The organism is Pseudooceanicola nanhaiensis DSM 18065 (assembly GCF_000688295.1).
Taxonomy (GTDB): Bacteria; Pseudomonadota; Alphaproteobacteria; order Rhodobacterales; family Rhodobacteraceae; genus Pseudooceanicola; species Pseudooceanicola nanhaiensis.
This window is the reverse complement of the sequence record NZ_JHZF01000015.1, coordinates 179,773-204,927: the sequence shown is the minus strand read 5'-3', so window position 1 is coordinate 204,927 and position 25,155 is coordinate 179,773. Positions and strand designations below refer to the sequence as shown.

General features: G+C 65.4%; 26 protein-coding genes and 1 tRNA gene. 12 read left to right on the top strand and 15 right to left on the bottom strand.

Annotated elements, in window-relative coordinates:
- Window positions 1-156 precede the first annotated feature (156 nt).
- From Q344_RS0119260 to Q344_RS0119250, 3 genes are all read left to right on the top strand, one after another.
- The gene (locus Q344_RS0119260; RefSeq protein WP_028288212.1) at window positions 157-645 is read left to right on the top strand and encodes an SH3 domain-containing protein; all 489 of its coding nucleotides are present in this window, start codon (window positions 157-159) and stop codon (window positions 643-645) included.
- 133 nt (window positions 646-778) lie between these two features.
- Window positions 779-2,113, top strand: coding sequence for a mechanosensitive ion channel family protein (locus tag Q344_RS0119255; RefSeq protein ID WP_036539993.1), 1,335 nt, complete (start codon window positions 779-781; stop codon window positions 2,111-2,113).
- A gap of 103 nt (window positions 2,114-2,216) precedes the next feature.
- Window positions 2,217-2,291: transfer RNA gene (locus Q344_RS0119250), tRNA-Gln, on the top strand.
- Between the two features lie 316 nt (window positions 2,292-2,607).
- Here Q344_RS0119250 and Q344_RS0119245 read toward each other — a convergent pair.
- Window positions 2,608-3,798: an NnrS family protein gene (locus Q344_RS0119245; protein ID WP_028288210.1), complete on the bottom strand. Its 1,191-nt coding sequence runs from the start codon at window positions 3,796-3,798 to the stop codon at window positions 2,608-2,610.
- 76 nt (window positions 3,799-3,874) lie between these two features.
- Entirely contained in the window at window positions 3,875-4,303 is a 429-nt protein-coding gene (locus tag Q344_RS0119240) for a pseudoazurin (RefSeq protein ID WP_028288209.1), read from the bottom strand.
- A 101-nt stretch (window positions 4,304-4,404) separates the two neighbouring features.
- Between Q344_RS0119240 and Q344_RS0119235 the strand changes: the two genes are divergently transcribed.
- Complete coding sequence (locus Q344_RS0119235; RefSeq protein ID WP_028288208.1) at window positions 4,405-5,100, top strand: Crp/Fnr family transcriptional regulator; 696 nt, start codon at window positions 4,405-4,407, stop codon at window positions 5,098-5,100.
- A 67-nt stretch (window positions 5,101-5,167) separates the two neighbouring features.
- Here Q344_RS0119235 and Q344_RS0119230 read toward each other — a convergent pair whose 3' ends face one another.
- Window positions 5,168-5,380, bottom strand: coding sequence for a hypothetical protein (locus Q344_RS0119230; RefSeq protein WP_028288207.1), 213 nt, complete (start codon window positions 5,378-5,380; stop codon window positions 5,168-5,170).
- 125 nt (window positions 5,381-5,505) lie between these two features.
- Between Q344_RS0119230 and Q344_RS0119225 the strand changes: the two genes are divergently transcribed.
- The 8 genes from Q344_RS0119225 to hemN are packed head-to-tail and all read left to right on the top strand — an operon-like array spanning window position 5,506 to window position 12,510.
- Window positions 5,506-5,958 carry a c-type cytochrome gene (locus Q344_RS0119225; protein WP_028288206.1) on the top strand — a complete coding sequence of 151 codons (453 nt, stop codon included), beginning with the start codon at window positions 5,506-5,508 and terminating at the stop codon, window positions 5,956-5,958.
- Window positions 5,959-5,979: 21 nt separating this feature from the next.
- Window positions 5,980-7,335 carry a cbb3-type cytochrome c oxidase subunit I gene (locus Q344_RS0119220; protein WP_028288205.1) on the top strand — a complete coding sequence of 452 codons (1,356 nt, stop codon included), beginning with the start codon at window positions 5,980-5,982 and terminating at the stop codon, window positions 7,333-7,335.
- A gap of 4 nt (window positions 7,336-7,339) precedes the next feature.
- The gene (locus Q344_RS0119215; protein WP_028288204.1) at window positions 7,340-8,134 is read left to right on the top strand and encodes a CbbQ/NirQ/NorQ/GpvN family protein; all 795 of its coding nucleotides are present in this window, start codon (window positions 7,340-7,342) and stop codon (window positions 8,132-8,134) included.
- Window positions 8,135-8,138: 4 nt separating this feature from the next.
- A complete protein-coding gene (locus Q344_RS0119210; RefSeq protein ID WP_028288203.1) occupies window positions 8,139-10,013 on the top strand; it encodes a nitric oxide reductase activation protein NorD in 1,875 nt (624 codons plus the stop codon).
- A 1-nt stretch (window position 10,014) separates the two neighbouring features.
- A complete protein-coding gene (locus Q344_RS0119205) occupies window positions 10,015-10,200 on the top strand; it encodes a hypothetical protein (protein WP_028288202.1) in 186 nt (61 codons plus the stop codon).
- Entirely contained in the window at window positions 10,197-10,412 is a 216-nt protein-coding gene (locus Q344_RS0119200; protein ID WP_028288201.1) for a hypothetical protein, read from the top strand. Before Q344_RS0119205 ends, Q344_RS0119200 begins: the two co-directional genes overlap by 4 nt.
- Window positions 10,412-11,104 (top strand): NnrU family protein, encoded by a 693-nt coding sequence (locus tag Q344_RS0119195; protein ID WP_028288200.1) that lies wholly within the window; start codon window positions 10,412-10,414, stop codon window positions 11,102-11,104. The genes Q344_RS0119200 and Q344_RS0119195 overlap by 1 nt, the downstream gene beginning before the upstream one ends.
- 50 nt (window positions 11,105-11,154) lie before the next feature.
- Window positions 11,155-12,510, top strand: a complete 1,356-nt coding sequence (gene hemN, locus Q344_RS0119190; RefSeq protein WP_028288199.1) for an oxygen-independent coproporphyrinogen III oxidase — start codon at window positions 11,155-11,157, stop codon at window positions 12,508-12,510.
- A 279-nt stretch (window positions 12,511-12,789) separates the two neighbouring features.
- On the opposite strand, the gene Q344_RS0119185 is transcribed toward hemN, so the two are convergent.
- From Q344_RS0119185 to nosZ, 12 genes are all read right to left on the bottom strand, one after another.
- Window positions 12,790-13,233, bottom strand: a complete 444-nt coding sequence (locus Q344_RS0119185; protein ID WP_028288198.1) for a ferritin-like domain-containing protein — start codon at window positions 13,231-13,233, stop codon at window positions 12,790-12,792.
- A 19-nt stretch (window positions 13,234-13,252) separates the two neighbouring features.
- A complete protein-coding gene (locus tag Q344_RS0119180) occupies window positions 13,253-14,080 on the bottom strand; it encodes a manganese catalase family protein (RefSeq protein ID WP_028288197.1) in 828 nt (275 codons plus the stop codon).
- Between the two features lie 232 nt (window positions 14,081-14,312).
- The gene (locus Q344_RS24495) at window positions 14,313-15,482 is read right to left on the bottom strand and encodes an MFS transporter (protein ID WP_084178499.1); all 1,170 of its coding nucleotides are present in this window, start codon (window positions 15,480-15,482) and stop codon (window positions 14,313-14,315) included.
- A 222-nt stretch (window positions 15,483-15,704) separates the two neighbouring features.
- The gene (locus Q344_RS0119170) at window positions 15,705-16,427 is read right to left on the bottom strand and encodes an NAD(P)-binding domain-containing protein (RefSeq protein WP_028288196.1); all 723 of its coding nucleotides are present in this window, start codon (window positions 16,425-16,427) and stop codon (window positions 15,705-15,707) included.
- Between the two features lie 236 nt (window positions 16,428-16,663).
- Window positions 16,664-17,482: a formylglycine-generating enzyme family protein gene (locus Q344_RS0119165; RefSeq protein ID WP_229669159.1), complete on the bottom strand. Its 819-nt coding sequence runs from the start codon at window positions 17,480-17,482 to the stop codon at window positions 16,664-16,666.
- A 94-nt stretch (window positions 17,483-17,576) separates the two neighbouring features.
- Entirely contained in the window at window positions 17,577-18,725 is a 1,149-nt protein-coding gene (gene nirK / locus Q344_RS0119160; RefSeq protein ID WP_028288194.1) for a copper-containing nitrite reductase, read from the bottom strand.
- An 83-nt stretch (window positions 18,726-18,808) separates the two neighbouring features.
- Window positions 18,809-19,726 carry an FAD:protein FMN transferase gene (locus Q344_RS24490; protein WP_036539992.1) on the bottom strand — a complete coding sequence of 306 codons (918 nt, stop codon included), beginning with the start codon at window positions 19,724-19,726 and terminating at the stop codon, window positions 18,809-18,811.
- On the bottom strand, window positions 19,723-20,256 hold the full coding sequence (locus Q344_RS0119150; RefSeq protein ID WP_028288193.1) for a nitrous oxide reductase accessory protein NosL: 534 nt from the start codon (window positions 20,254-20,256) through the stop codon (window positions 19,723-19,725). Before Q344_RS0119150 ends, Q344_RS24490 begins: the two co-directional genes overlap by 4 nt.
- Complete coding sequence (locus Q344_RS0119145) at window positions 20,253-21,080, bottom strand: ABC transporter permease subunit (RefSeq protein ID WP_028288192.1); 828 nt, start codon at window positions 21,078-21,080, stop codon at window positions 20,253-20,255. The genes Q344_RS0119150 and Q344_RS0119145 overlap by 4 nt, the downstream gene beginning before the upstream one ends.
- Window positions 21,077-21,985 (bottom strand): ABC transporter ATP-binding protein, encoded by a 909-nt coding sequence (locus tag Q344_RS0119140; protein WP_051630864.1) that lies wholly within the window; start codon window positions 21,983-21,985, stop codon window positions 21,077-21,079. The genes Q344_RS0119145 and Q344_RS0119140 overlap by 4 nt, the downstream gene beginning before the upstream one ends.
- Window positions 21,982-23,235 (bottom strand): nitrous oxide reductase family maturation protein NosD, encoded by a 1,254-nt coding sequence (locus Q344_RS0119135; RefSeq protein WP_051630862.1) that lies wholly within the window; start codon window positions 23,233-23,235, stop codon window positions 21,982-21,984. The genes Q344_RS0119140 and Q344_RS0119135 overlap by 4 nt, the downstream gene beginning before the upstream one ends.
- Window positions 23,236-23,252: 17 nt before the next feature.
- Window positions 23,253-25,151, bottom strand: a complete 1,899-nt coding sequence (nosZ, locus tag Q344_RS0119130) for a TAT-dependent nitrous-oxide reductase (RefSeq protein ID WP_028288189.1) — start codon at window positions 25,149-25,151, stop codon at window positions 23,253-23,255.
- Window positions 25,152-25,155: the final 4 nt, after the last annotated feature.

The following is a 25,155-nucleotide window of genomic DNA, read 5'->3' as shown; positions in this document are numbered from 1 at the left end:
AGGCGACCGGCACAAGAACCGGCACCGAAGAACAAGCAGTATCGGGCTGACAACATGACCAATATGGCGGCGGTTCTCTCCGCGGTGGCATGCGTGCTCGCATGGGGCGCAGGCGCGCCCCGCGGCATGGCGCAGGACACCGTGACGGTGGCGGCGATGCCCGCACAGGCGGCGGCCGAGGCGCCCGAAGTCCAGGCAGAAGAGCAGACCGTTCAGGCCATGGGCCCGGTGACGCATCTGCCGCTGCCCAGATTCGTCTCGATGAAGGCCCGCGAAAGCAACGTCCGCCGCGGGCCCAGCCTGACCCACCGGATCGACTGGGTGTTCCAGCGCCAGGACATGCCGCTCGAGATCGTCGCGGAATTCGGCCACTGGCGCCGGGTGCTGGACCAGGATGGGATGGGCGGCTGGGTCCATTACTCGCTGCTGAGCGGCAACCGGACGGTGCTGGTCCGCGACGAGATGGTCGAGCTCAGGATGCGGCCCGATCCGCAGGCCAAGGTGGTCGCCAAGCTCGAGCAGAACGTGATCGCCCGGCTTGGCGAATGTGGCCCGAACTGGTGCTACCTCCGCGTCGGATCGCACCGGGGCTGGGCCGCCAAGACCGGCCTCTGGGGCGTCGGCGTGGACGAGATCCGGGACTGACACGCGCGCTTCCGTCGCGAGGCCGAATTTCAGATATGTGCCGGAGGGTCGGGCGCTTTCCCCTGCCCTTGCCGCTTGCACGGTGACCGGGCGCCGGTAGGATGGCGCGGTTTGCAGCCCCGACGGAATTCCGATGCCCGCCTTTCTCCGCCCCCTCGCCCTGTTCCTCGCCCTGCTTCTCGCGCCGCTCCCCGTGGCGGCGCAGGAGGCCGACCAGCCGGACGGCGCGATCGAGGTCACCGACGACCGCGAGACCGACATCGCCATGGCCAACCGGATCCGCGCCATCCTGCGCGAGATCGGCGGCTACGAGGATGTGACGGTCGCGGTCAATTCCGGCATCGTCACCTTGCGCGGCACCGTGCTCGACGCCGTATCGTCGCAGCGGCTGAACGAGATCGTCAGCCGGATCACCGGCGTGGTGGCGATCCGCAACGAGGTCGAGGAGACGACCGACGTGGTCCGCCGGCTCGATCCCGCGCTGGAGCGCTTCATGGAGCGTGCCGGGCAGACCGTCGCCTTCCTGCCGCTCCTCGCCATCGCGCTGCTGGCCTTCATCATCGTGGCCACGATCGGGGTGCTGCTGGCGCGGATGACGCAGCCGTGGGACCGACTGGCGCCCAATGCCTTCATCGCCGACATCTACCGCCAGATCGTCCGCCTCGCCTTCGGGGTCGCGGGGCTGGTGGTGGCGCTTGATATCCTCAATGCGACCGCGCTGCTCGGCACGATTCTCGGGGCGGCGGGGATCATCGGCCTGGCCATCGGTTTCGCCGTGAAGGACACGGTCGAGAACTTCATCGCCTCGGTCATGCTCTCGGTCCGCCAGCCGTTCCGCCCGAACGACGCGGTCGAGATCAACGGCGACGAGGGCAAGGTGATCCGGCTGACCTCGCGCGCGACCATCCTGCTCAGCTATGACGGCAACCACATCCGCATCCCGAACGCGACCGTGTTCAAGAGCCGGATCGTGAACTTCTCGCGCAATGCCGAACGGCGGTTCCTGTTCGATCTCGGGGTGGCGCCGGATGCCGACCTCGCCCGGGCCGTGACCGTGGCGCAGGAGACGCTCACCGCCCTGCCCTTCACCCTCGAGAACCCCGCGCCGAGCGCCTGGATCGAGGGCGTGGGCGACAGCACCGTGACGCTGCGCCTGATCGGCTGGATCGACCAGAACCACACCTCGCTGCCGGCCGCCCGCGGCGAGGCGATCCGCCTGTCGATGGTCGCGCTGACCGAGGCGGGAATCGCGATGCCCGAGCCCACCTACCGCATCCTCGACGCGAACAGCGATGCCCGGACCGACGCGCCCGAGACCGACCGCCGCGCCCCCGCCTCCAAGGCCCCCGCGCCCGAAACCCCGCTCAACGTCGAGGCGCAGGCCGAGAGTGAGCTTGCGGCCATCGTCGACGAGGAGCGCACCCAGGGCAATCCGGACCTCCTGCGCCGCGAGGCCCCGACCGAATGAGCCCCGCGCCGCATGACCTTCCGGCAGCGGCGAAATTCGGTCGAGAAAACGCCGAAAGGGGTCTTGCGGTGCCCGCCGTCAGCGCGTAAATACCCGCCCACGTTGGGGTGTAGCCAAGCGGTAAGGCAGCGGTTTTTGGTACCGTGTACCGTAGGTTCGAATCCTACCACCCCAGCCAATCTCCTCGAATGACTGCATACGTCCCGACGGGACAGCCGCTGATCAAGCGGCCCGCCTCCGTCTGCGCGTCGGCGTGCCTCACAAAATGGGTCACAGGGCGCGCCGAACCGGCGTCGAGACCCGGGCCGAAAATGCGGTCTTCACTCGGAGGATGGGCTGAAATGGCCGGCGCGCAGAAGACGTGCCCTGCGCTGCGCGCCCGAGGCAGGTGCGGGTCCTGAGCTCAGCGCTCTCGGACATTTCGCTCGGGCTCAATTCCCGGACCATCGGCGGGCATGAGACGCCCGCCGCAATTCCACACGCAAGCAGGTGCATCAGACCCTGGAAACGGCCTTCCGCGCAACCTTCGGACCAATGAGCCAGGGCGCGACGCGCCAAAGGTAGACACCGAATGCCAGCGTCCAGAGGATGGCGGACAGATCGACCCCGTCGAGACCGCCAAGCGACACATCCTGGCCAGCCACGCGGGCCAGGGTGGCGGCACAGATCAGGGCGAATGCGCTGGTGAGCCAGGGGCCGGCAACCAGCGGACGGCCTGTATGACCCATCGTTGCCCGCATCATCACCGCCAGCGTCATCCCGGCGACGGCTCCGATGCCCAGCACATGGGCGCTGACGGCCGGACCCACGAGGCCCGCCGCTCCGGCCCCGATGGACGCAAAACCCAGCGGCACCATCAGGTATGCGACGTGGAGCATCAAGAGAAGCGGCGACCGCCAGGCGGCCAGCCCCCGCCAGCGCAGCAGTCGCACGAGGTGCAGCACCGCCGCGGCGCCGCCGGCAAGAACGCTCGCGGCATGAAACGGCGCAACGACCCAGCTGACCAGTGCGGCAGCCCCGACCAGGATGCAGAGACCGTCGAAACGATTGAACGCAACCGGCATCCGCTCCGACCTGCGTTGGGCAAGCCAGTTCCGCGTGAAGCTCGGCACGATACGCCCTCCGATCAGCATGATCAGGAAGATGAGCAGGGCGATCCCGAGCCGACGGCCGATTTCCGACACACCCTGAGTGAGCGCCTCGACGTGAAACAGGATATTCGCGCCCCAAAGCAGGGAGACCGGGACGAGCACCTTGAGGTTCTTCCAGTTGCGACCGGCCACGATTTCCCGTGCGATCATGGCGGCGACAGCCAGCAGGAACATCTGGTCGATGATGGCGGCCCCGACCGGACCGACCGGCAACAGCCCCGCGACACCCGCCCTCCCCGCCAGCCACAGCGCCAGCAGAACCATCAGAGGCCAGCCCCGCGTCGGCATCCTGCCCGTCCAGTTGGGAACGGCCGTGAACAGGAACCCTGCGACAACGGCAGCACCGTATCCGAAGACCATCTCATGTATGTGCCAGTCGGTCGGTGCGAGCTGGCCGCTGACGCTGATCTCTCCCCGCCAGATCAGCCACCACATCGGGATCACCGCGGCGGCGAAGAGCCCGGCAAAAAGAAAGAAGGGACGAAAGCCATAGCTGAAGAGCGCCGGGCCTTCGTATATCTCGCGCGTTTTCATTGATCTTACCCCTGGAAAGCAATCGGGCGGCACCATTGGCACCGCCCGGATCGGTCATCAGACGCGGGACGCTGCGTCATTCCACCTGAGCGATCAGATCGGCCATGCGGCCCTTCGCCTTGCCCTTCTGCTTCACGGCCTCGGCCGCTTCGAGGTTGACCGCCTCGCCCACCTGGATCAGCGCGACCATCCCCATGGCATAGTGCGGCGTGCACTTGATGCCGTAGACGCCTTCGGCCTCGACGGTGAGGTCGAATTCCTCGTTGAACTTGGTCTTGAAGCCCTCGACGCCGTCCGGGAGCATCCCGTCGATATCCTCGACGTTGTGGCCCTTGTCGGTGGGAATGAACTTCACCACATCACCGGGCTGCGCCTTCACGAAGGCAGGCTCGAAGACCATTGCACCGGCTTCGCCCTTGTTCTTCATGTGCACCTCGAAGGTCTCGGCACCGGCGGCACCGGCGGCAAGGGCAAGCGCGGCGGTCATCATCAGTTTCGTAAGCATCGGAACATCCTTTCGTGTCTTGTCCGGTTGCATTCTCTGACCCCGTTATGCGTTAAGGTGGGCAGCCGAACTTTGCTCTGAAACAAACTCCGGACACGAACGTGCCCAAACTCGACGAAAGCCTGCTCAGCGATCTGCCGCCCTTCTCCCTGCTGGAGAGGTCGCAGATTCGCGAGATCCTGGATCACGCCGTCTCGCGCCGTTACGAAGAGGGCACGGCGATCTTTCGCGAAGGCCACGACGCTGACCGGTTCTATCTGCTGCTCGACGGCTATCTGCGCGTGGTCCGCACGACGCCGGGTGGGGACCAGATCATCGTGCTGCACATATCGCCCGGTCAGCTCTTCGGGATCGCTCCGGCCCTTCAGCGCGACACCTACCCTGCGACATCCATCGCTGCCGCCGAGTCGATCGCGCTCTCGTGGCCGGTCAGCCTCTGGTCCGACTTCACCGCGAACTACCCCGGCTTCGCGACCGAGAGCTACAAAACCCTAGGGCAGCGCTTGGGCCAGATTCAGGAAACGCTGACCGAGATGGCCACGCAGGCGGTGGAGAAGCGGGTCGCCTGCGCCCTGCTCCGCATGGTCAACCAAAGCGGCCGGAAGACAGCCGAAGGGATCGAGATCGCCTTTCCCATCACCCGTCAGAACATCTCCGAGATGACCGGCACCACCCTGCATACCGTGAGCCGCCTGCTGTCAGGCTGGCAGAAGGACGGGATCGTGCAGTCGACTCGCAAGCACATCGTGGTCACGGACCCGCATCAGCTTGTCCTCCTGAGCGGCATGCAGGGCTGAGCAGGGCCGTCAGGCACCTGTTTCCCAGCTGTCCCCTCCGGTCAAGAACACGGGCGTCAAAGGCGGCTCAGCCTTCGGAGAGCAGCATCTCCAGATCCGCACGGAATTCGTCTTCGTCCAGATCATATTCCAGGCACGCATCCGTGATCGCGTGAAACGGCGCGATCGGGCAGCCCGGGCAAAGCATCCCGCGGGCCAGGAACGCAGCGGCAGCCAGAGGCCATGCGGCGAAAAGGTCCGCCAGCGGCAGGTCGGGGTCATCGAAGTCGGGCTTGCTCATCGCGGGTCCTTTCATACCCGCATGCTGCGCTCATCTTTCGTGCCGTTCTTTGCGATTGCGCAACAAGCGGCCACGTCCGGCCCCCTAGACGTCAGGTATCCGCAACAATTTGTCGGGACCGCGACATGTCAGAACTACTCACCAAATCGCGGGCCAGGAACGTGTTCTACGGGGGATCCATCTTCTTCGTCGTCGTGTTCGTGGCCCTGACGGCGCAGAGCCATCGCTACATCGTGGACAAGGCCACTGCCGGAATGCCCCTCACCGACGAGGTTCGGCTGGGCAAGCACGTCTGGGAACGAAACTCCTGCATCAACTGCCACACGCTGCACGGCGAGGGCGCCTATTTCGCGCCCGAGGTCGGCAACGTGATGACCAGGTGGGGCGCCCAGGACGACCCGGAACTTGCCTACGAGATGCTGGACGGGTGGATGCAGGCGCAGCCTTCGGGCATCGAGGGCCGCCGCCAGATGCCGCGTTTCGAGATCACCGAGGAGGAGATGCGCGGCCTGGCCGAATTCCTCCGCTGGGCCGATCAGACCGACACCCAGAACTGGCCGCCGAACGATGCCGGCTGATCGAGGGACAGGAGAAAAATCATGAAATACCAATCGCAAAAAGTGGCCTACGCCTACTTCCTCGCGGCGATGGGCCTGTTCGGCATCCAGGTGCTGGGCGGGCTGCTGCTGGGCTGGATCTACGTCTCGCCCAATACCCTGTCCGAGGTGCTGCCCTTCAACATCGTCCGCATGATCCACACCAACGCGTTGATCGTCTGGCTGCTGCTCGGCTTCTTCGGCGCGGCCTATTACCTCGTCCCCGAGGAAAGCGAGCGCGAGATCTTCTCGGTCAAGCTCGCCTACATCCAGCTGGCGATCCTCGTGGTCGGCACGCTGGGCGCCGTCGGCTCCTACCTTGTCGGCATCCACGGCGGGCGGGAGTTCCTCGAGCAGCCGCTCTGGGTCAAGTTCGGCATCCTCGTGGCCGCCGTGATCTTCCTCTTCAACGTCTCGCTGACCTTCCTGGCCGGGCGCAAGACGGCGATCACCAACATCCTGATGACGGGGCTCTGGCTGCTCTGCCTGCTCTGGGTCTTCGCCTTCATCAACCCGGACAACCTGTCGCTCGACAAGATGTACTGGTGGTTCGTCGTGCACCTCTGGGTCGAGGCGACCTGGGAACTCGTCATGGCCGCGATCCTCGGCTTCCTGATGCTCAAGCTGACGGGCGTCGACCGCGAGGTGATCGAGAAATGGCTCTACATCATCGTCGCCACGGCGCTCTTCTCGGGCATCCTCGGCACCGGGCACCACTTCTACTGGATCGGCACGCCGGGCTACTGGCAGTGGATCGGATCGGTCTTCTCGACCTTCGAGGTCGTCCCCTTCTTCGCCATGATGTCCTTCGCCTTCGTGATGGTCTGGAAGGGCCGCAAGAACCACCCGAACAAGGCTGCGCTGCTGTGGTCGCTCGGGTCCTCCACCGTGGCCTTCTTCGGCGCGGGCGTCTGGGGCTTCCTGCACACGCTGCACGGGGTGAACTTCTACACCCACGGCACGCAGATCACCGCCGCCCACGGGCACCTCGCCTTCTACGGCGCCTATGTCGCCCTCAACCTGGCGATGTTCAGCTATGCGATGCCGCTGCTGCGGGGCCGCGCGCCCTATAACCAGGTGCTCAACATGGCGAGCTTCTGGCTGATGACGGGGGGCATGGCCTTCATGACCTTCACGCTGACCTTTGCGGGCACGATCCAGACGCACATGCAGCGCATCGTGGGCGACTACTACATGGACGTGCAGGACCAGCTCGGCCTCTTCTACCTGATGCGCTTCGGCTCTGGCATCGCCGTGGTCCTCGGTGCGCTCCTCTTCATCTACTCCATGCTCGTGGTGCGCCGCGAGGTGGTCAAACCCGGCCCCGTCGTCAAGGACGCGGCCGTTCCGAAAGAGTGATCCGATGAAAGACCTCAACACAGCCGATCTGCCGTTCTACCAGCCCGTCGCCGACGAATGCGCGGTCTTCGAAACGGCCCATGCCAACGCTCTGCCCCTTCTTCTGAAGGGGCCGACCGGCTGCGGCAAGACGCGCTTCGTCGAACACATGGCCGCGCGTCTGGACCTGCCGCTGCACACCGTGGCCTGCCATGACGACCTCTCGGCCGCCGACCTGATCGGACGCTACCTGCTGAAGGGGGGCGAAACCGTCTGGGTCGACGGGCCGCTCACCCGCGCCGTGCGCGAGGGCGGCATCTGCTACCTCGACGAGGTGGTCGAGGCCCGCAAGGATGTCACCGTCGTCCTGCACCCGCTGACCGATGACCGCCGCCGACTGGTCATCGACAAGACGGGCGAGGAACTGGTGGCGCCAGAGAGCTTCATGCTCGTGGCCAGCTACAACCCCGGCTACCAGAACATCCTGAAGAAGCTGAAGCCCTCGACCCGGCAGCGCTTCGTCTCGGTCGGGTTCGACTTCCCGACACCGGAGGTCGAGGTGCCCGTGGTCATGCGCGAAAGCGGGCTGGACGAGGGCCGGACGAAGGCGCTGGTCCGGCTGGCGGGCGGCATCCGCAACCTCTCGGGGATGGACCTGGAGGAAGGGGTCTCCACCCGCCTGCTGATCTACGCCGCCACGATGATCGCGAAGGGGATGCCCGTCGACCGGGCGCTTCAGGCGGCCATCATCGAACCGCTCAGCGATGAGCCGGATGTGCAACAGGCCCTGCGCGATATCGCCAGCGCCGTGTTCGGGTGATGCCATGATCCACGTTCTCGACCTCATGGAGCCGGAGGAGACCGTCGGCAACCTCTGGCACGACATGGCCACGCGCAAGGCCGCATCGGATGCGGACCGCGCCGTCACCTTCGACGCCATGCGCCCCAGCCTTGCAGCCCTCTTCCGGGCTCTCGGCGGCCCGGCGGGGGTCGAGATCGTGGCAGCGCCCCTCGCCTCCTCCGACCACCGGCCCGGCCTCTTCCGCCGGGTCGGCACTCCGCGAGAGATGGTGCATCTGGCAGATTTCGACGGTGAGCGGCTGCGGCTGCCGCCGGAGATGGACTGCTTCCCGACGCGGGACCTCAACCGCGCCGCCTATCTCTGGCTCGCCTCCATCGCGGCCTTTGCCACGGTGCCCCCGGGGCTCGACGACCCTTACCGGAACGACCTCGCCCAGATCGCGGCGAATGGGGCTGCGATGGACCGGGCGTTCCGCGCCTGCCCCGGCCTGCAGGACGCCTATCACGCCCTGTGTCGGGAAGCCTGCGCCCTGCGCAAACGCAGCGCCCTGCCCCGACACGAGGCATCCGTCGAACGGATGATCCTGGACCAGATCGGCTGCCAGCGCGGCGGGATCGCCGTGATCGACGCCCCCGCCCCGCGCGGCTACCGCAGCTATGCCCCGGTGCCGATCTGGCTGCGGTTCCTGCCGCGCACCACCGGCAAGGGCGCGTCGGATACGGCGGAAGAGCCCGACCAGGCCCCCGCCTTCGCCGTGCCCAGCCGGAAGGAGGCGAGACGCGAAGACCGCGACCAGGCCAACCGCAACGACGGTTTCATCATCCATCGGTTCGAGACGATCATGTCCTGGGCCGAAAGCCTGAACATCAACCGCATGGTCGATGACGACGATCAGGACAACGCCGCCAAGGCGGCCGAGGATCAGGACCACCTGACATTCTCGGAGAACATGAAGCGCGCCGCGACCCGGCTGCGCCTGTCGCTGGACCTGTCGCCGCAGGACGCCGATCACGAGATGCTGGCGGGCAAGTTCACCTACCCGGAATGGAACCGCCGCACCGGCGACTACATGCCCGGCCATACCCGCGTGCTGGAAGCCGCCGCGAAACCGTGCGCCGAATACGCCCCGGACCCCCGCCTCGTCGCCCGGGTCAAACGCCAGTTCGCGCCGCTGCATCCGCGCCGCGTTGTCCTGCCTCGTCAGATCGACGGGGAGGACCTGGACCTCGACGCCCTGGTCACCTCCCGCACGGACATCGCCTGCGGGCAGGAAGGGTCGGACCGGGTCTGGCAGGCGGGCCGCCCCGTGGCGCGTGATCTGTCGGTGGCGATCCTGATGGACTGCTCCCGCTCGACCGAGGCCGCGATCGGCGACACCTCGGTGATCGAGGTTGCGCGCGAGGCGCTGACCTCGCTGGCCGAAGGGATCGACACCGCCGGCGACCGGCTTGGCATCTGGGGCTTTTCCTCGCTCCGCCGCGACCGTGTCTTCCTGCATCGTGCCAAGACCTTCGAGGAACCCATGTCCCACGAGGTCACCGCCCGGATCGGTGGTTTGACCCCGGGCCACTACACGCGCCTCGGCGCGGCGATCCGCCATGTCTCGGCGCAACTGGCCGAAGAAGGAGCCAGCCGCCGCCTGCTGCTTGTCCTGACCGACGGCAAGCCCAACGACCTCGACCACTACGAGGGCCAGCACGGGATCGAGGACAGCCGCATGGCCGTCCGCGAGGCCCGCGCGCTTGGCCAGGCGGTGCATGGCGTCATCGTCGATCAGGACGGGCAGGACTGGTTCGCCCGCATCTTCGGCCGCGCCGGCTTCACCCTGCTGCCGCATCCCGAACGCCTGCCCCGGGCGTTGCCCGAGATCTATCAAACCCTGACCATGGAGAGCTGAGATGAAGCGCATCCTCACCATCACCCCGTATCTTGCCCTGACCCTGCCCACGACCGCCCTGGCCGAGGCGTTCGACAGACCGATCCCGCAGCCGCAGACGGAAGCCGCTGAATTCTGGTTCTTCGTCGGCTCGGTCGCGCTGATCCTGTCGCTCGTCGCCGTGCAGATGCTGGTGAGCCGCCGATGAGACCATCACCGAAACTCTTCGCGGCGCTCTACCCCTTCGGCGCCGGGGCCATGGGAGTGAACCTCTTCTTCGCCTCGCTCATCGGGTCGTGGATGGGCTGGCCCGTTCTGACGCCCTGGCAATCCGCCGCCGGGGGGCTGGTCATCGGCCTGCCCGCAACCTACGCCTTTGCCTGTCACATCATGCGACTGATGGAGAAGGCCGAAGGCTGATGACCGGATGGACGGAATACATGCTCGCGCTGGCGATCTTCGTCGCCAGCCACGTCCTGCCGCGCTTCGGCGGCCTGCGCGACAGGCTGATCGGCGCGGTCGGGCGGCGGGCGTATTTCTCGGCCTACGGGCTCTTGTCCCTCGCCCTGCTTGCCTGGGTCATCGTCGCGGCAGGCCGGGCGCCCCATGTCGAACTCTGGCCTCAGGCGCCCTGGACGAGATGGGTGCCCAATATCGCGATGCCCATGGCCACCGTGCTGATCGCCTGCGGCTTCGGTCTGCGCAATCCCTTCACGCTTGGCGGCAAGCGCGACGCAATCGTCGATCCGGACCATCCCGGGTTCGCCGCCATCACCCGGCATCCGCTGTTCCTTGCGCTGGCGCTCTGGGCCGGGGCGCATCTGGTGCCGAACGGTGACCTCGCCCATGTGATCCTGTTCGGCTGCTTCAGCGCCATGGCCCTCGCCGCCATCCCCGCTTTCGACGCAAGGGCCCGCCGGTCGCTCGGCCCGCAAGCCACGGCGTTCTTCAAGGCCACCGCGACCCTCTCGCTGCAGCCTCTGACGGATCGGGTCTGGCTCCGCGACAACGCGCGCCCGCTGGCAATCCGGACCATCATCGGCCTGCTGATCTGGGTCGCCGCCCTTCACCTGCACGGCCCGTTGATCGGCGTCACGCCCTTTCCGATCTGAGCTTGATCCTGCGCAAGGTTCACGACCGGGAAAAGGCACATACCATGCACATGAAACAGATCGACCGCCTCAGATCGCTCGGCCTCTTCGACGCCCGGGTGCCCCGCTACACCTCATATCCCACCGCCCCGATCTTCTCGCCGGACGTGGGTGCCGCTCACCAGGCCGAAGCGCTCGCCGCGCTGGACCCGGACGAACCCGTCTCGGTCTACCTCCACATACCCTTCTGCGAGCGGTTGTGCTGGTTCTGCGCCTGCCGGACGCAGGGCACGAAGACCTTGTCACCGGTCGAAAGCTACATCGGCACGCTGGAACAGGAACTCGCGCTCTTGAAGGGCACCCTGACCGCGGGCATGAGAATGGGCCGGATGCACTGGGGCGGCGGCACGCCGACGATCCTGCCGCCGCACCTCATCCACCGCCTGGCCCGAGCCGTCCGGGCGGTCATCCCCCCGACGGAGGACCACGAGTTCTCGGTCGAGATCGATCCCACCATGGTGGATTTCCAAAAGATCGAGGCCCTCGCCCAAGAGGGCATGAACCGCGCCAGCATCGGCATCCAGGACTTCGATCCCAAGGTGCAGGAGGCCATCGGCCGCATTCAGCCTTTCGACGTCACGAAGGCCTGTGTCGACGACCTGCGTGCCGCAGGCATCCATTCGCTGAACGCGGACCTCGTCTACGGCCTGCCGCATCAGGACCTCACCCGGCTGGACGACACGGTCTCCAAGGTGCTCGAGCTGGCGCCGGATCGGCTGGCCATTTTCGGATATGCCCACGTCCCGTGGGTGTCGAAACGCCAGCAACTGATCGACGGTGACGCCCTCCCCAAGGAGGTCGAGCGATATGAACTCGCAAGACTGGCGGCGCAGCGGTTCGGGGATGCGGGCTTCGACGCGATCGGGATCGACCACTTCGCCCGGCCCGGCGACAGCCTCGCGCAGGCAGCCCGCTCCGGCCACCTGCGGCGCAACTTCCAGGGCTATACGGACGACACCTGCCCGACGCTGATCGGCCTCGGGGCCTCGTCGATTTCGCGCCTGCCCTCGGGCTATGTCCAGAACGCGCCGGCCACCGCCGCTTATATCCAACGTATCGAGACCGGGACACTGGCCGGCGCCCGTGGCCATGTCATGAGCGTGGATGACCTGCTCCGGGCCCGCGCCATCGAGATGCTGATGTGCGATTTCCGCCTGGATCGGGATGCGCTACGCCGCGATTTCGGTGCCCAGACCGCGACCCTCGCCCCGACGCTTGCCATGATCGCCGAACGCTACGGCGACCTCGTGACCCTCACCGAGGACCACCTCGCCGTCGAACCGCAGGGTCGCCCCCTGACGCGCATCATCGCCAGTGCCCTCGACACCCACCTGTCAGACAACGAGCGGTTTTCCCATGCGTCATGAAGGGGCAATTCCTATCGAATGTGCCCGAGAGATCATCGGAAGGAGGAAAATATGCATATTGGGCGGGAAGCTGTCATTCGCTGCGCATTGCGCCGGACGCAGCTTCATCAGCGCATCGACCCGAGATTTCAGTCTGATGATGTCAGCTCGAATGTGATCCGGTCCGTGACGCGCACATTCCGACATCCAATTTATTCAAGCCAGCCACCGGGCTCACGATCGTGCCCCCCCCGGTCTCAAAGGGCAGCGCATTGGCTGCGCCGCCCTTCATACTCCGGTTCAGCCTTGGGCCGATTCCATCCAGGCGCGGTGGCGCCGTTCATCGGCAAGCCCTTTTTCCATGAGGGGCCGCAACTCCGCACCCGTGATTTCGTTTTCGAGCGCCTGTTGATATGCGGCGACGGTATCGTCCTCGTTTGTCTTCATGGCTTTCAGAATGGCATTGTCGCCTGCGAGGTCCGCCAGAGCGACTTTCCCGGTGGTGAGCCATTGTTTCATGTCGCCTTCCATGGGCTTCTCGATACCCATGCTGTCGGCAATACGGCCAAGGTCCTGAACATGGGCCTCATGGTCGCGCCGGAAGGTTTCGATCTGCTGGCGATATTCCGCGCTTTCGAGCCGTTCGATGGTGCTGTCATAGGCCGCGATGGCGTCATGCTCCAGAGTGAGGAGGTTCTTGACGAGATCGGCGGCGGTGCTTTCGGTTCCGACGGTGGTTGGCATGATATGTCTCCTTTATCAGTTACTTCTGCTGTTCGGTTTGCGTGCCGGAATGCGGCCGAGCCTTGCCCAGGCTGGGCTTTTGACCCAGCGGATCAGGCTTGTCGCGCTTCGAGAACTCGCTACGGCCGTCCAGCGACGGCCCCGAGGTCCAGCGCCCTTCGGGTGTGGGTTCATCCAGCGAGGTATTGAGGAAGTAGTAGGAATGCTCCGTGGCTTCATGCTCCTGCGGCGTGCTGTTCGGGATCGGCATGGCTGCTTCCCAGCCGCCAAGCTCTTCAATGACGGCGAGCCATTGCTGCTGGTGCATCGTGTCACGGGCGATCAGGAACGACAGCATGTCCTTCATCCCCGTGTCGTCGGTCATGTTGTACAGGCGGGATGCCAGGACACGCCCCCCGCTCTCCGCAGTCACGTTCGCCATCATATCCGCGGCAAGATTGCCCGTGGCATAGACATGGCTCATGTCGAACGGCACACCGTTCGAATTCACCGGCATCGCCGACAGGCCGGAGGAAAGGATATGCCGAGGATTGGCGCCGCCCATGATGGCATTGACGACAGGGTCCTTCGCGGCTTCCTCCTGTACGGTCAGAGGCGCACCTTCCAGATTCAGCGCAACGGCGTGACCGAGGAATTCAATATGCGACAGCTCCTCCGTTGCCGTCATCATGAGCATGTCGCGATACTTGTCATCGCCCCGCGCACCCATCGCCTGAAAGAAATACTGCATGGCGACCCGAATTTCGCCTTCGACCCCGCCAATTGCCTGCTGGAGGAATTTGGCGAATTGAGGATCGGGCTTATCGACCCGGACATTGTATTGCAGTTTGCTGGAATGGTGGAACATTACGCTCTCCTAAAGTTTCAACAAAACCTCGGTGGGCTGGCAGGAGAGGAACCCCGCCGGTCCGCAAGTGTTCCAGCCCCTGCAAAGTTGAGCGATACGACGCCGAGCGACGTGAAGAGCTTTTCCTGTTTTCCGGCAATTTATTCCGGCACGCATGAGAATTGCCGCATATCTTGAAGACGCGCCGGCCGACCGCCACTCTTCAACCGAAGTATTGTCTATTGCCAATAGCCTACGCCACGGGCCGCTCCGAAACCGATCTGTCGCGAAGCACCGCAGCGGCGATCGCCGGGAGGAGAGCAGCCCCATACAGCATCGCGTCCGGGCCGAACCCGTCGGACACCAGTCCGGCCAAGCCCGGGCCAAGCACGCTGCCGGCGGCCATGAACAGAACCGTCACTGTAAAGCTCGTCGACGCCAGTGAAGGGAAAAGCCGTTCGGACCAGAAGGCCAGAACCGCGCTCGTCATCATGACGTTGATGCCTTGCAGACCCGCCGAGGTGACGAGCCCGGTCCAGCTCCCGGCAAGCAGTGCGGCCAATGCCAGCGATCCGGCGGCGACAGCCAGAAGCCCGCGCAACAGCCAGGTGAGGCCCGTCATGTTTCGCACCCGTCCGGTCAGCAGTCCGGCCAGCCCGAACACGCCATATGCGATAAAGACGAGCGCCGGAGCTGCGCCCTTCGGCAGGCCGGGCACACCTTCCTGTGCGAAGTGATCGGCGGCGAAGGAAATATAGATTGCGGAGGTGATACCGAAGAGAAAGGCGATGGCAAAAAGCGGCGCCGCTTCCCGCCGCATAAGCGCACGCCAGGAGGGGGCTGGCCCATCTCTCCGGGCCTTCTCGACCTGGCGCAGCGCGGCCCAGTTGCCGACAAGCGCCAGCGCGCTCGCCGCGGCGAAGATTGCCCAGCAGACACGCCAGTTGAACCCGATCAGAACCATGGCCGCCGCCACCGCTCCCGCCGCGGCGATCCCCAGGCTGGTCCCGGTGCTGATTTCCGATAATGCGGTCGCGCGGTCCACCTCTCTCACCTTTCGATGTACGGCGTCGTTGAAGGGCGTCCACGCCAGTCCGGCGCTCGACGCCGCGACAAAGACACCCGTGGCGAGCACCGGCACATTTGGCGCAAGCGCCACGATGGCCAGCCCCGTGGTCGCCGCGGCCAGCCCGCTCAGGACCGGGAATTCCGGCCCCCTCCGGTTCAGGAAAAACTGTGCGATCAACAGACCGACGAAGAAGCCCGCAAAGCCGATGCTCGAGACGAGGCCCACCATCGACTGAGACATTGAAAACACCGATTTGAACTCTGGCACGAACAGCCCGAACCCCATGCGAGCGGGGCCGAAGCTGATTGCGGTGGCCGCAAACCCGGCTGCGGACAAACTCTGGAAATAGGTCATGCTCTGGCCCTCTCTCTCGAAGGTAGGAAGCGCGCTCTTTGGCCCGGCCTGCGGCAAGGACATCCGCGATCCCGAGCTTTGCCAGATCACCGCCGCGGAGCTTGCTGGCGATGGCGCGGGCGCGCCCCTTCTTCCAGGCTCATTGCGCGCCATCCTATCACGGCGCCGCGGCCGAGGCCGGGAAAGAGTTCGAGGTGGCCGTTCTTCCCACGGGCTTCGCGGCTACTCCAGAAGGTTCAGGCCATCCCGAAGCGCTTCGGGCATACCGCTCGCTTCCATATGCAGGCGTAAACGCTGATTGAATCCTCCGGGCGTATTCAGGGCCTCGATGAGTGCGGCGCTCCCGGTTTCGGACAGGTTGGAGGCTACGAGTTCCCGAAGAAAGGCTTCCCCCTGCTCCTGGTTCGACACGCGCTCGCCGAGCCATTCCGCCGTGTCGTTGATCAGTCGCGCGACCGGCGAAAGAACGGCCTGCGCGCACAGATATGCCGCCATCTCGGCGCCGTCCCTCAGGGGAAAGATGCTGTTGCGGGCTCCGAACAGCTGACCGACGAGCTCCGTGTCACCCTGAACCAGAAGGGGTGTCCCGCCGGTCGAAATTCCCGGGAACGGCATCATCAACGCGACCACACGCGCTGGACGCACCATGGCGTCCGCCTCTTCGATGGTGGCACCCGCCATGAAGCTGACAAGCCTCTGGTTCTCCCGAAATCGAAGCGCGCCCAGCACATCCGGGGCCAGCTCTGCCATGAGACCGAGGAAAATCACGTCACTGGCGTCAACGACGGCCTGATTGTCGGCTATCCTGACGTTCTCATAAGCCTCGGCGAGTGCGTTGGCGTGGGTGGAACCACGTCTGGAGACGGTAATGCTGTGCCCGTCCTCCGCGATCCCCCGGACCACAGCGCTTGCAATCGTTCCACACCCGATGACCCCAAGTTGCATGCTGTCGCTCCTCCGTGTTCGAGACCTTCATACAGAAGAACGGCGGTTTTGTCCGCATAGCGGACCTCTGAGAGATGACCAATCCCGCGCAAGCGTGGCAACGACCGCCTTTGGGACGCTGTACCGCAGCCCTGGCGAGACGGGTGAACGGCATCTCAGGGCCGTCAGTGGAGGTCATCACGACCGGGCTCGAGGCGCTTCCCTCCGATCGCCGCGGCCTGCCCGCCCCCGGGCCCTCAAAGACCCTCCCGCACAAGGCGGAACCCCAGGTGATCCGGTGGAAGTCCGACGGCACAACCACCGACGCTTGCGTCCCGGACGAAGTCGATGATGGCCGCCTGATGACGACCGCCGGCAATGCGCACCCCGCAATAGGGATCGCGGGCAGTGATCTCGCCATCTTCTCCGACCTCGCCGTTCTCCATGCATCCATCCGTCCATTCCCAGACGTTTCCGCCCATGTCCGCCAGACCGAGGCTGTTTTCGCCAAACCCGCCGCGTGGTCTCAGGGCCGGACTGGACTCGCCGCGCAGGAATACGCCGCGCCGGTATTGCGACAGCATGCGTTCTCCGGGGTCGAGGTCGCCTTCGTCCGGGGCCGGATCACCCTGACGCTCGGCCGCAGCCCGGTGCCATTCCTGCACGGTCGGAAGACGCCATGTCTGGCCGGTCTGTTCGGATAGCCACGCGGCGTAGGCCGTCGCGTCGAACCAGTTGACGTCTGTCTGGGCCAGCCCGCCAGTGCCCGTCTCCACGTCTGCGCAGGCGCCTTCCGCGACGCAGGCCATGTAGTCCCGGCGCGAGACCTGGTATTTCATCATGTCGAACGCGCCGACCGGAAGCCTCTGCACGCCGGGCGTCACGGCCTTTCCGTCGCGGCTGAAGTTGCCAAGCGGCCGATAGGCCGCCTCGCCCGCGGGCACCCGCACGATATCACCTTCCAGGGCGGCCGCGCGCAAGGCCTGCGCCGCCTCCCTGTCCCGCGCCAGATCGCCAAGCCACGCCGCTCCCCCGAGGCCGCAAACCAGCGTCAGACCCGCCAGCCCGATCGTCACTCCAATCCTGTCCATATCGGGACCTCATGACCAGGAGAGGGCGCCCGGATTGTCCGGCCGCCCCCGTCGGTTTTCGCCCTGGAACAGCCGCGCCTTATGGCAGCGCGGTCCTGCCTTCGTAGGCGGCGTCATACTCGACAGGCGCCTGAACCTGCTCCATCAGGTCGTTGTTCCAGTCGCCTTCGACCACCACGTGCGCTGTCGCGCCGAGGTTCACGGCCTCGATCAGGTTGTGGTTCACGTAGGCATAGACGCCCGGCTGAAGGAACTCGTAGAGCGCCGCGCCGGCGGATCCGCCCGCGATGAACCAGGTTTCGAGGTCACGCTCCGGCGCGTTGTTGAACTTGCCGCGTTCCCAGACCAGATCACCGTGGCCACCGATCAGGTGAGGCCGGGTGTCCCGGTTGGCCTGGCTGTGCACGAACAGGACCTTTTCGCCCTGGGCCGCATGCAGCGCGTTGTCGCCGGTCAGCGAGCCGACCTTGCCGTTGAAGACGACGTGGCTCGGGACCAGGCCGTTCATCACCTCGAGCGTGTCGGGATAGCTTTCGCCAACATCCTCGAACCGTTTGTACTCGCCGTTTTCGTCCTTCGGGATGTAGAAGTCGTTCTCCCCGATATAGAACACGCGGTCATAGCGGACCGGGTCGCCCTTGTGGTCGGTCAGGCCGCCACGCGGCAGGACCATGATGCAGCCGGACATGCCGCTGACGACGTGCCAGGGGATCATGGGGCCCCCCGGGGCGCAGTGATAGACGAACGTCCCCGGCCGCGTCGCCTTGAACCGCAACGTGGTCTTTTCACCGGGGTTCACCAGCGTCAGGGACCCGCCCCCGAGCGCGCCGGTCGCCGAGTGGAAGTCGATGTTGTGCTGCAACATGTTCTCGGGAGAGTTGTAGAGCGTCAGCTCGACATAGTCGCCTTCGTGAACAACCATCATGGGACCGGGAACCGACCCGTTGAAGGTCATGGCCTGGAGATAGACACCATCGTCGACCTCGATCTCCTTCTCGACGATCTGCATCTCGAATTCGACGATGCGCGGTTCTCCCGGGGCTTCCTGCTCATGGTCGTGGACCATCGGAGGACGCACGAGCTTGCGCTTGATGCGTTTCAGGCTCGACAGGTCGGCGGGGGCCGCCATCGAGGTGTCCATGATCTCTTCGGCCTTCGCGGCCCTGGCGAGAACGGGCAGCGCGGCAATGCCTGCGGCGCCCATCAGTGCGGCTCTTCTCGTCAGCATCTTCAATCTCCTTTCAGGTAGGAATGCTGTTTGAGAAGACGCTACCGGCCCTTCCGATTCCGAACCTTGCGCAAGGACAAACTTCAGGACCGAATGCCGGCCGAACCGACAATTTTCGCCCCGAGCGGCCGAAGCAGGTCGCGTTCCGGTGACGACATGAGAACGGCGGCAGTCGATGCGGCATCCGCTATCGCCGCACTGTCATGGCAGATCGAGACCGGCCCGGACGGGGGGGGCGCGTCACCTCGGGGATCAAAGATGTGCCCGATACCGGCGACGGGATCGACCAGGGTGCCCGAAACATCCGACGTGGCAATCGCCTGGTCCTTCAGGGTGAGGGCCCGGCCGCCGGGAACCGATACGGTCCATCCCTGCCCCTGCCCGTCCCCGAGGGCACGGATTTCGCCTGCGTTCACCAGGATGTCCCGAAGACCGGCACTCTTCAGAAGAGTGGCAAGACGATCCGTGGCATAGCCCTGCGCAATCCCGTTCAGTGTCAGAGCCATGCCAGCCCTGTGAAACCTGATGGCCTGCGGGGACAGCGAGACATGGTCGAATCCGACCCCGCGACGCACCTGCTGCACTTCGTCCGCCCCGGCACGGCGACCTTCGGCAAATGCACGAGCATGCAGGTCAAACAGCGGCTGGACCGTCGGATCGAAGGCGCCCTCTGTCGCCGTGAAGACCGCCCGGGCCTCGGACAGGAGATGGAGCATGGCGGGATCGGGGTTGCGCAGTATCTGATCCCGGTTCAGCCGAGCGAGGGCGCTGTCCGTCCGGTAGAGCGAGAACAGGCTCTCGATACGCAGGAGCTCCAGTTCAAGGCCATCGAACAGGGGGGCCGCCTCGGCCTGCGAAATCCCGCAGAGGGCGATCTGGACGCGCGCGCCAAGGGCTTGCCCCCGCCAGTAGGCGGTTTCCCTGCCCGCCGCGGATGCACGGCCGGCCGCGATGGTCGCCGCCGACATCGCAATGAAACGACGTCTCGAGAGCCGGGTCATTGCATCAGCTCCCCGTCGCCGGCATGCCCGCTCATGCCGATTTCCGCGGGACGCACATAACTCTCCGGCACACCGCCCCATTGGACGATGCGTCCACCCCGGTCCGCCACGAAGGCGGTCGCGTCCTCCCGGCGGCTGAAGGGGAGAGCTTCCGGCACCCCCATTCCGCCGAGCTGATCGCTCTCGATGACAAGAAAGGCGGTTTCGGCGGCCTGCCAGTTGGCGATGCCCGGCATGCTCCAGCTTTCCGCATGGCTCATGTCGGAGACGAAGACCGCGGTGATCTCCATCTCCCGCTCCGGGTCATGCATGTAGGCGACGGCATCGGACACCTGGCTGAACCAGAGCGGCTCGGCCTTACCTTTCAGGTGGACCTGCGCCTTGGGGCCGGGATGATCCGCGACGAACATCTGGCAATAATGGCCGAGCGCATCGTCCGTCATCTCGACGGGGACAACGACGCTCGCCACATCTTCCTTGCAGGCGGTCAAGGCGAGAGACAGGGCAAGGGCGACCACGACTTTCTTCATGGGACAATCCTCCTGGTGCGGGCGGAGCCGATGGCGATGGTTGCCACCAGCCAAATCCCGAGGGCAGCCAGCGCGGCCACCGGCGGGAAGGGAAGGGTTTGGGCCAGACCGTCGATCCCCGCGACGGGCGCGGCGTCGATCATGGCGAGGTTGTAGAGGCGGAACGCATCGGCGGGGTTCGCGATGACAAGCCATGGGAAGACGTGGGTGGCGAAGATGCCTTCACCCGCCGCCATGATGGCCCCCAGAAGCGCGACGTCATAAAGGACGACCAGCAGCAGCCAGACCCCCACAGCGGCCGCAGCAGCCCGCGCGGTGCGACAGGTCAGCGCCGACACCATCAGCCCGATCCCCACGAAGATCGCCCCGAGCCCGCCTGCGGTAAGCATCAGGCGGAGCCAGGCGAAGATTCCGTCCTGACCGGTCTCGGAAAGCAGGGCGATGACACATCCGACCGTGCCGAAGGCGATCAGGATGGCCACGCAGACTGCAACGGTCTGGGCCAGGAACTTCCCGACGAAGACCTCCCACCGACGGACCGGTGTGGCAAATGTCAGGGCAAGGGACCCCCGCTCGACCTCACCGGAAATCGAGTCATAGGACATGAGCAAGGCGATCAGCGGGATCAGGTAGACCGAGAGGGTGGCGAGGCTGACCGCCGTCAGGGTCAACACGTCGACCTTCAGGCCACTTCCCTGCCCGGCCCCGAAGAGCGCCAGCGCCAGGGCGAACAGACCAAGCACTGCGGTCGCCAGAATGACCCAGAGATTGCGGCGCGCCTGCCGCAACTCCTGTCCGAAAACGGTGCCGATGCGCGTGCTCATGTCTGGTCCTCCGTCGGGCCCGTTCGGGAAAAATGCCGGTAGATGTCGGTGAGACCGGGAGGCGCGATGTCAATGTCGCGAAGCTTGTCCTGATGCCGCCCGAGGCGCGCGAGCAGATCCACCTTCGCGCCCTGTGCGCAATCGAGGGCCAGCCTGCATCCGTTGATCCGCCGCCCGCCGAATTCGCCATGCAGCGCGTCTGCCGCCCCCGGCCTGGCCGATATGCGGATCGTGGTCGGCAAACCCGCCTTGTGGGCCAGCTCGGCCAGTGTGCCCTCTGCCGTCAGCCGTCCGCGGGCGAGGATCGCGATGCGGTCCGTCTTGTCCTGCACTTCCTCCAGCCCGTGCGACGAGAGCAGCACGGCAGATCCCCGGGCCGCCGCATCGGCGATCACCTCGTAGAACTCGTGCCGCGACACCGGGTCGAGACCGCTGGTCGGTTCGTCGAGCAGAAGAAGCCGGGGAGTGCCGATCAGGGCCTGCGCCAGTCCGAGACGCTGCCGCATCCCCTTGGAATAGGCCCCGACCGCCCGATCGGCGGCCTCCAGAAGGCCGACACGCGCCAGCAGGTCCGAAACCTCGGCTTTCGGTGTTCCCCGCAGGCCCGAGAAATAGCTCAGCACCTCGCGGCCCGACAGGTTCCGCTGGAACGAGACGACCTCGGGCAGGTAGTTCACGGCCTCCCTGGCCAGGTCGGAGCCCGGCGCGTGCCCGGCAACGGCAACGGTTCCGGAGCAGGGTCGCAGGAAGCCGAGGACCGTCTTGAACAACGTCGACTTGCCAGCCCCGTTATGGCCGAGCAGGGCCAACCGTTCGCCGGGCTGGACGGACAGCGAAACATCGTCGAGCACCTTCTGCCCGCCGAAAGACAGACAGAGAGCTTTGATGGCGAGGGTTTCGGTCATGAGGGATCTCCTTGCGGCAGTCCGGTTCCGGTCGGCGACGTCAGCGGATGGGTGTCGGTCACGCCTCCGGGCAGGAGCCCCGGAAACCGTGATTGCGACCAGCGGATGAGTTGCATGGCCGGCGCCCCCATCAGCAACCGTGCCGCCGGCTGCGACCAGACAAGCCGGTCGATGCTGTCATTGGGCCGATAGGGACTGTCGGCGATGCCATCGCCGTTCACGTCAAAGGCGACGTGATCGGACCAGTGGTTGCCGATGCCGTCGGCCGACCATTCCATCCAGGTGGTGCCGACGTATTTCACCTGCGTCCTGTTGCCGATGAAGGCGTTTCCGGCCAGCACATTGCCCTGGCTGCCTGCGGTAAAGTGGACACCGATCCCGCAGCCTTCGAAGCGGTTGCCCTCGAACCGGTTGTGGTTGGAATTGTAGATGAACAGGCATTTCTCGCCGCCGTTGCGCACCTCGTTCCGACGCATTTCGGCCCGGTTGGCGAAGTTCATGAAAAAGCCGTGGTCGGCGTCGCCGTCCGACAGGTTCCGTTCCACGATCAGCCGCGTCGAATACATGAAGGCAAAGCCCATGTCGTTGCCGCGGCTGACATTGTCCGTGACCTCGATCCGGTTGGCGTACATGGAGTGGAACGCGAACCGCAGATCGCTGAAGCGGTTGCGCCGGTAGACCGCGTCATTCGACGTCGTGATGAACACGCCGTCCCGGCCTTTCGAGATCTGGTTGTCCTCGACCGTCAGACCCGGTGCGTTCCAGACGTAGATGCCCGGCCCGCGTTCCGCGACACGCAGGTCGTTGCGCCCCTCGATCCGGCTGTTCCGGATGGTGACGTCACGGGCCCCATGGACGTCGACCCCGATCAGGTTCCCCTCCAGCGTCACCCCGTCGATGATCGTGCCCCGGGCCGCCTTCGTCAGGCGAATACCGCTGTCGAGATCGCTGAGGCGGGCACCCGCGCCCGAAATGGTGAGTGCGGTGATCGTCACGCCGCCGGTGTCGACCGTGATGACGGAGCCCTCGCCCGGACCTTCGATCCGGGCAAGAGGTCCCGTCAGCGTGACAGGTGTCTTGATCCTCACCGGCCCGGCAAAGGTGCCTTCCCCAAGCACCAATGTATCGCCGGGCCGGGCGGTCGCGAGAGCCCGCACCAGCGCCCCCGGTCCCGGCCGCACCTCGACCGTCTCCGCAAGGGACGCAAGCGGAGCGAGGCAAAGGGCCAGCACGAAAACCAGAGAGCGCATGATCCGGTCCCCTCCCCTTACGCGACCGGTTTCACGAGCATGCGGCCGCGCATCTCCATGTGGAGCGCGTGGCAGAACCACTGGCAGTAATACCAGTGCACGCCCGGACGATCGGCGGTGAAGGTCACCGATGCGGTGGCCTGCGGACCGACCTCGAAGGCGATGCCGTGATTGCCCAGGGTGAAGCCATGGGTCAGGTCGTCGACCTCGTCCATGTTGGTGACGTAGACCGTCACCTCGTCGCCCTGCGTCACCTCGAACTGATCGAGGCTGAACGCCGGCGCGACCGAGTGCATGTAGACCCGCACCTTGTTGCCGTCACGGATGACATCGGCACCGTATTCCAGTTCCACGCCGTCCTTCTCGGCCTGAAGCCGCGCCTCTTCCCACAGGCTGTCACCACGGTCATAGATCGACACCGGGTTCACCTTGTCGGCCCGCACGAGGATGCAGTCATGCGGCTCGGCGAAGGTCGGGCCATCGTGGACAAGCGCCATCTTCTCGCCCGAGATGTCGATCACCTGGTCGTTCTCGGGTTTCAGCGGACCCACGTTCAGGAAACGGTCCTTCGAGAACTTGTTCAGCGAGATCAGGAACTGCCCATCCGCCTCAAGCGTCTCGCCCATCGTGGTGTGGTTGTGGCCCGGCTGGTAATGCACGTCGATCTTCTCGATGATCGGGTCCACGTCTTCGCCGTTGAAGGCCTTGATGGCGTCCTCGATGTTCCACTTCACCATCTGGCTGTCGAGGAAGAGCGTCGTGAACGCGTTGCCCTTGCCGTCATAGGCGGTGTGAAGCGGGCCGAGGCCCAGTTGCGGCTCCGCCACCACGGCCGAGCGCGGTTCCGCCCCGCCGAAGACCTCGGGCAGCCTGGTCACGTCGATCACGGTCACCGTGGGCGACAGCTTGCCGTTGATGCACAGGTGGCGCTTGTCGGGGGCCATGTTGCAGCCGTGCGGGCTGTTCGAGACGGGGATATACTGGGTGTATTTCCCGGCTTTCCGACCGTCGAGGACCTTCACGCCGTTGTATTCGGTGTAATCCCCGGCCGTGATGCCCGCCTCGATCGCCTTGATGTCGAAGATGACGACCCAGTCCTGCTCGTTCGCGGTCATGTCCGCCAGCGTCACCCCGTTCTCGGAGTTGTAGCAGGTCGAGAAGGCATAGAGACCGTCGTAATCCGCATCGCAATTGTCGAGGTTGCCGTTGACGATCACCTGCCAGGCGATCTCCATGGTGTCGCCGTCGATGGCGGTGAAGATCGAGACGTATTTCTCGGGTTCGTCCAGCACGATGCCGTCGTTCGGCAGCGGGACGCGGTGTTCACCATTGGCGAAAACGTAGCCGGTGCGCGGGTACTTCTGCGGCCGCAGACCATGGATGTCCGACGTGTTCGGGATCTCGATGATCTTGTCGGTCTTCATGATGTCGCAGCGGATGCGCGCGACGCGGGTGTTGGCCTTGTCGTTGACGAACAGGAAGCGCCCGTCATAGGTGCCCTCGGTGAAGGACATGTGCGGGTGGTGCAGGTCGCCGTTGTCGTAGGTGACGCGCCCCCGCTTGGCGAGGAACTCCTTCGTCTCGGGCAGCAGCCCCTCGGTCAGGATCTTCAGGCTTTCGTTGGTGGACCCCCAGCCGGTGGCCGAGCAGCGGTTGAACACCGGGATGCGCATCAGTTCACGCATGGACGGCACGCCGATGATGCGCACCTCGCCCGACTGGCCCGAGGACCAGAAGCCGTAGTAGCTGTCCAGCTCGCCCGGTGCGACCTCGGTCGAGGCCGTCGCGGCCGCTGCCCTGCGGGTCGAGGCAAGCAGGCCCAGCCCACTTGTCCCGGCAACGGTCGCGAGCGCCGCGACACCGGCGGTTCCCTTGAACAGCCCTCTGCGGGACACACCCTTGGTTTCTTCGCTCATTGTC

Bases quoted from the DNA above. Each gene is read 5' to 3' on its own strand.
- Q344_RS0119220 (WP_028288205.1), top strand. From the start codon at position 5,980: ATGAAATACCAATCGCAAAAAGTGGCCTACGCCTACTTCCTCGCGGCG.
- Q344_RS0119145 (WP_028288192.1), bottom strand. From the start codon at position 21,080: ATGAGCACGCGCATCGGCACCGTTTTCGGACAGGAGTTGCGGCAGGCG.
- Q344_RS0119140 (WP_051630864.1), bottom strand. From the start codon at position 21,985: ATGACCGAAACCCTCGCCATCAAAGCTCTCTGTCTGTCTTTCGGCGGG.
- Q344_RS0119170 (WP_028288196.1), bottom strand. From the start codon at position 16,427: ATGCAACTTGGGGTCATCGGGTGTGGAACGATTGCAAGCGCTGTGGTC.
- Q344_RS24495 (WP_084178499.1), bottom strand. From the start codon at position 15,482: ATGACCTATTTCCAGAGTTTGTCCGCAGCCGGGTTTGCGGCCACCGCA.
- Q344_RS0119245 (WP_028288210.1), bottom strand. From the start codon at position 3,798: ATGAAAACGCGCGAGATATACGAAGGCCCGGCGCTCTTCAGCTATGGC.
- Q344_RS0119225 (WP_028288206.1), top strand. From the start codon at position 5,506: ATGTCAGAACTACTCACCAAATCGCGGGCCAGGAACGTGTTCTACGGG.
- Q344_RS0119230 (WP_028288207.1), bottom strand. From the start codon at position 5,380: ATGAGCAAGCCCGACTTCGATGACCCCGACCTGCCGCTGGCGGACCTT.
- nosZ (WP_028288189.1), bottom strand. From the start codon at position 25,151: ATGAGCGAAGAAACCAAGGGTGTGTCCCGCAGAGGGCTGTTCAAGGGA.
- Q344_RS0119240 (WP_028288209.1), bottom strand. From the start codon at position 4,303: ATGCTTACGAAACTGATGATGACCGCCGCGCTTGCCCTTGCCGCCGGT.
- nirK (WP_028288194.1), bottom strand. From the start codon at position 18,725: ATGCTGACGAGAAGAGCCGCACTGATGGGCGCCGCAGGCATTGCCGCG.
- Q344_RS24490 (WP_036539992.1), bottom strand. From the start codon at position 19,726: ATGACCCGGCTCTCGAGACGTCGTTTCATTGCGATGTCGGCGGCGACC.
- Q344_RS0119185 (WP_028288198.1), bottom strand. From the start codon at position 13,233: ATGCCAACCACCGTCGGAACCGAAAGCACCGCCGCCGATCTCGTCAAG.
- Q344_RS0119205 (WP_028288202.1), top strand. From the start codon at position 10,015: ATGAAGCGCATCCTCACCATCACCCCGTATCTTGCCCTGACCCTGCCC.
- Q344_RS0119215 (WP_028288204.1), top strand. From the start codon at position 7,340: ATGAAAGACCTCAACACAGCCGATCTGCCGTTCTACCAGCCCGTCGCC.
- Q344_RS0119150 (WP_028288193.1), bottom strand. From the start codon at position 20,256: ATGAAGAAAGTCGTGGTCGCCCTTGCCCTGTCTCTCGCCTTGACCGCC.
- Q344_RS0119195 (WP_028288200.1), top strand. From the start codon at position 10,412: ATGACCGGATGGACGGAATACATGCTCGCGCTGGCGATCTTCGTCGCC.
- Q344_RS0119200 (WP_028288201.1), top strand. From the start codon at position 10,197: ATGAGACCATCACCGAAACTCTTCGCGGCGCTCTACCCCTTCGGCGCC.
- Q344_RS0119180 (WP_028288197.1), bottom strand. From the start codon at position 14,080: ATGTTCCACCATTCCAGCAAACTGCAATACAATGTCCGGGTCGATAAG.
- Q344_RS0119260 (WP_028288212.1), top strand. From the start codon at position 157: ATGCCCGCACAGGCGGCGGCCGAGGCGCCCGAAGTCCAGGCAGAAGAG.
- hemN (WP_028288199.1), top strand. From the start codon at position 11,155: ATGAAACAGATCGACCGCCTCAGATCGCTCGGCCTCTTCGACGCCCGG.
- Q344_RS0119210 (WP_028288203.1), top strand. From the start codon at position 8,139: ATGATCCACGTTCTCGACCTCATGGAGCCGGAGGAGACCGTCGGCAAC.
- Q344_RS0119135 (WP_051630862.1), bottom strand. From the start codon at position 23,235: ATGCGCTCTCTGGTTTTCGTGCTGGCCCTTTGCCTCGCTCCGCTTGCG.
- Q344_RS0119255 (WP_036539993.1), top strand. From the start codon at position 779: ATGCCCGCCTTTCTCCGCCCCCTCGCCCTGTTCCTCGCCCTGCTTCTC.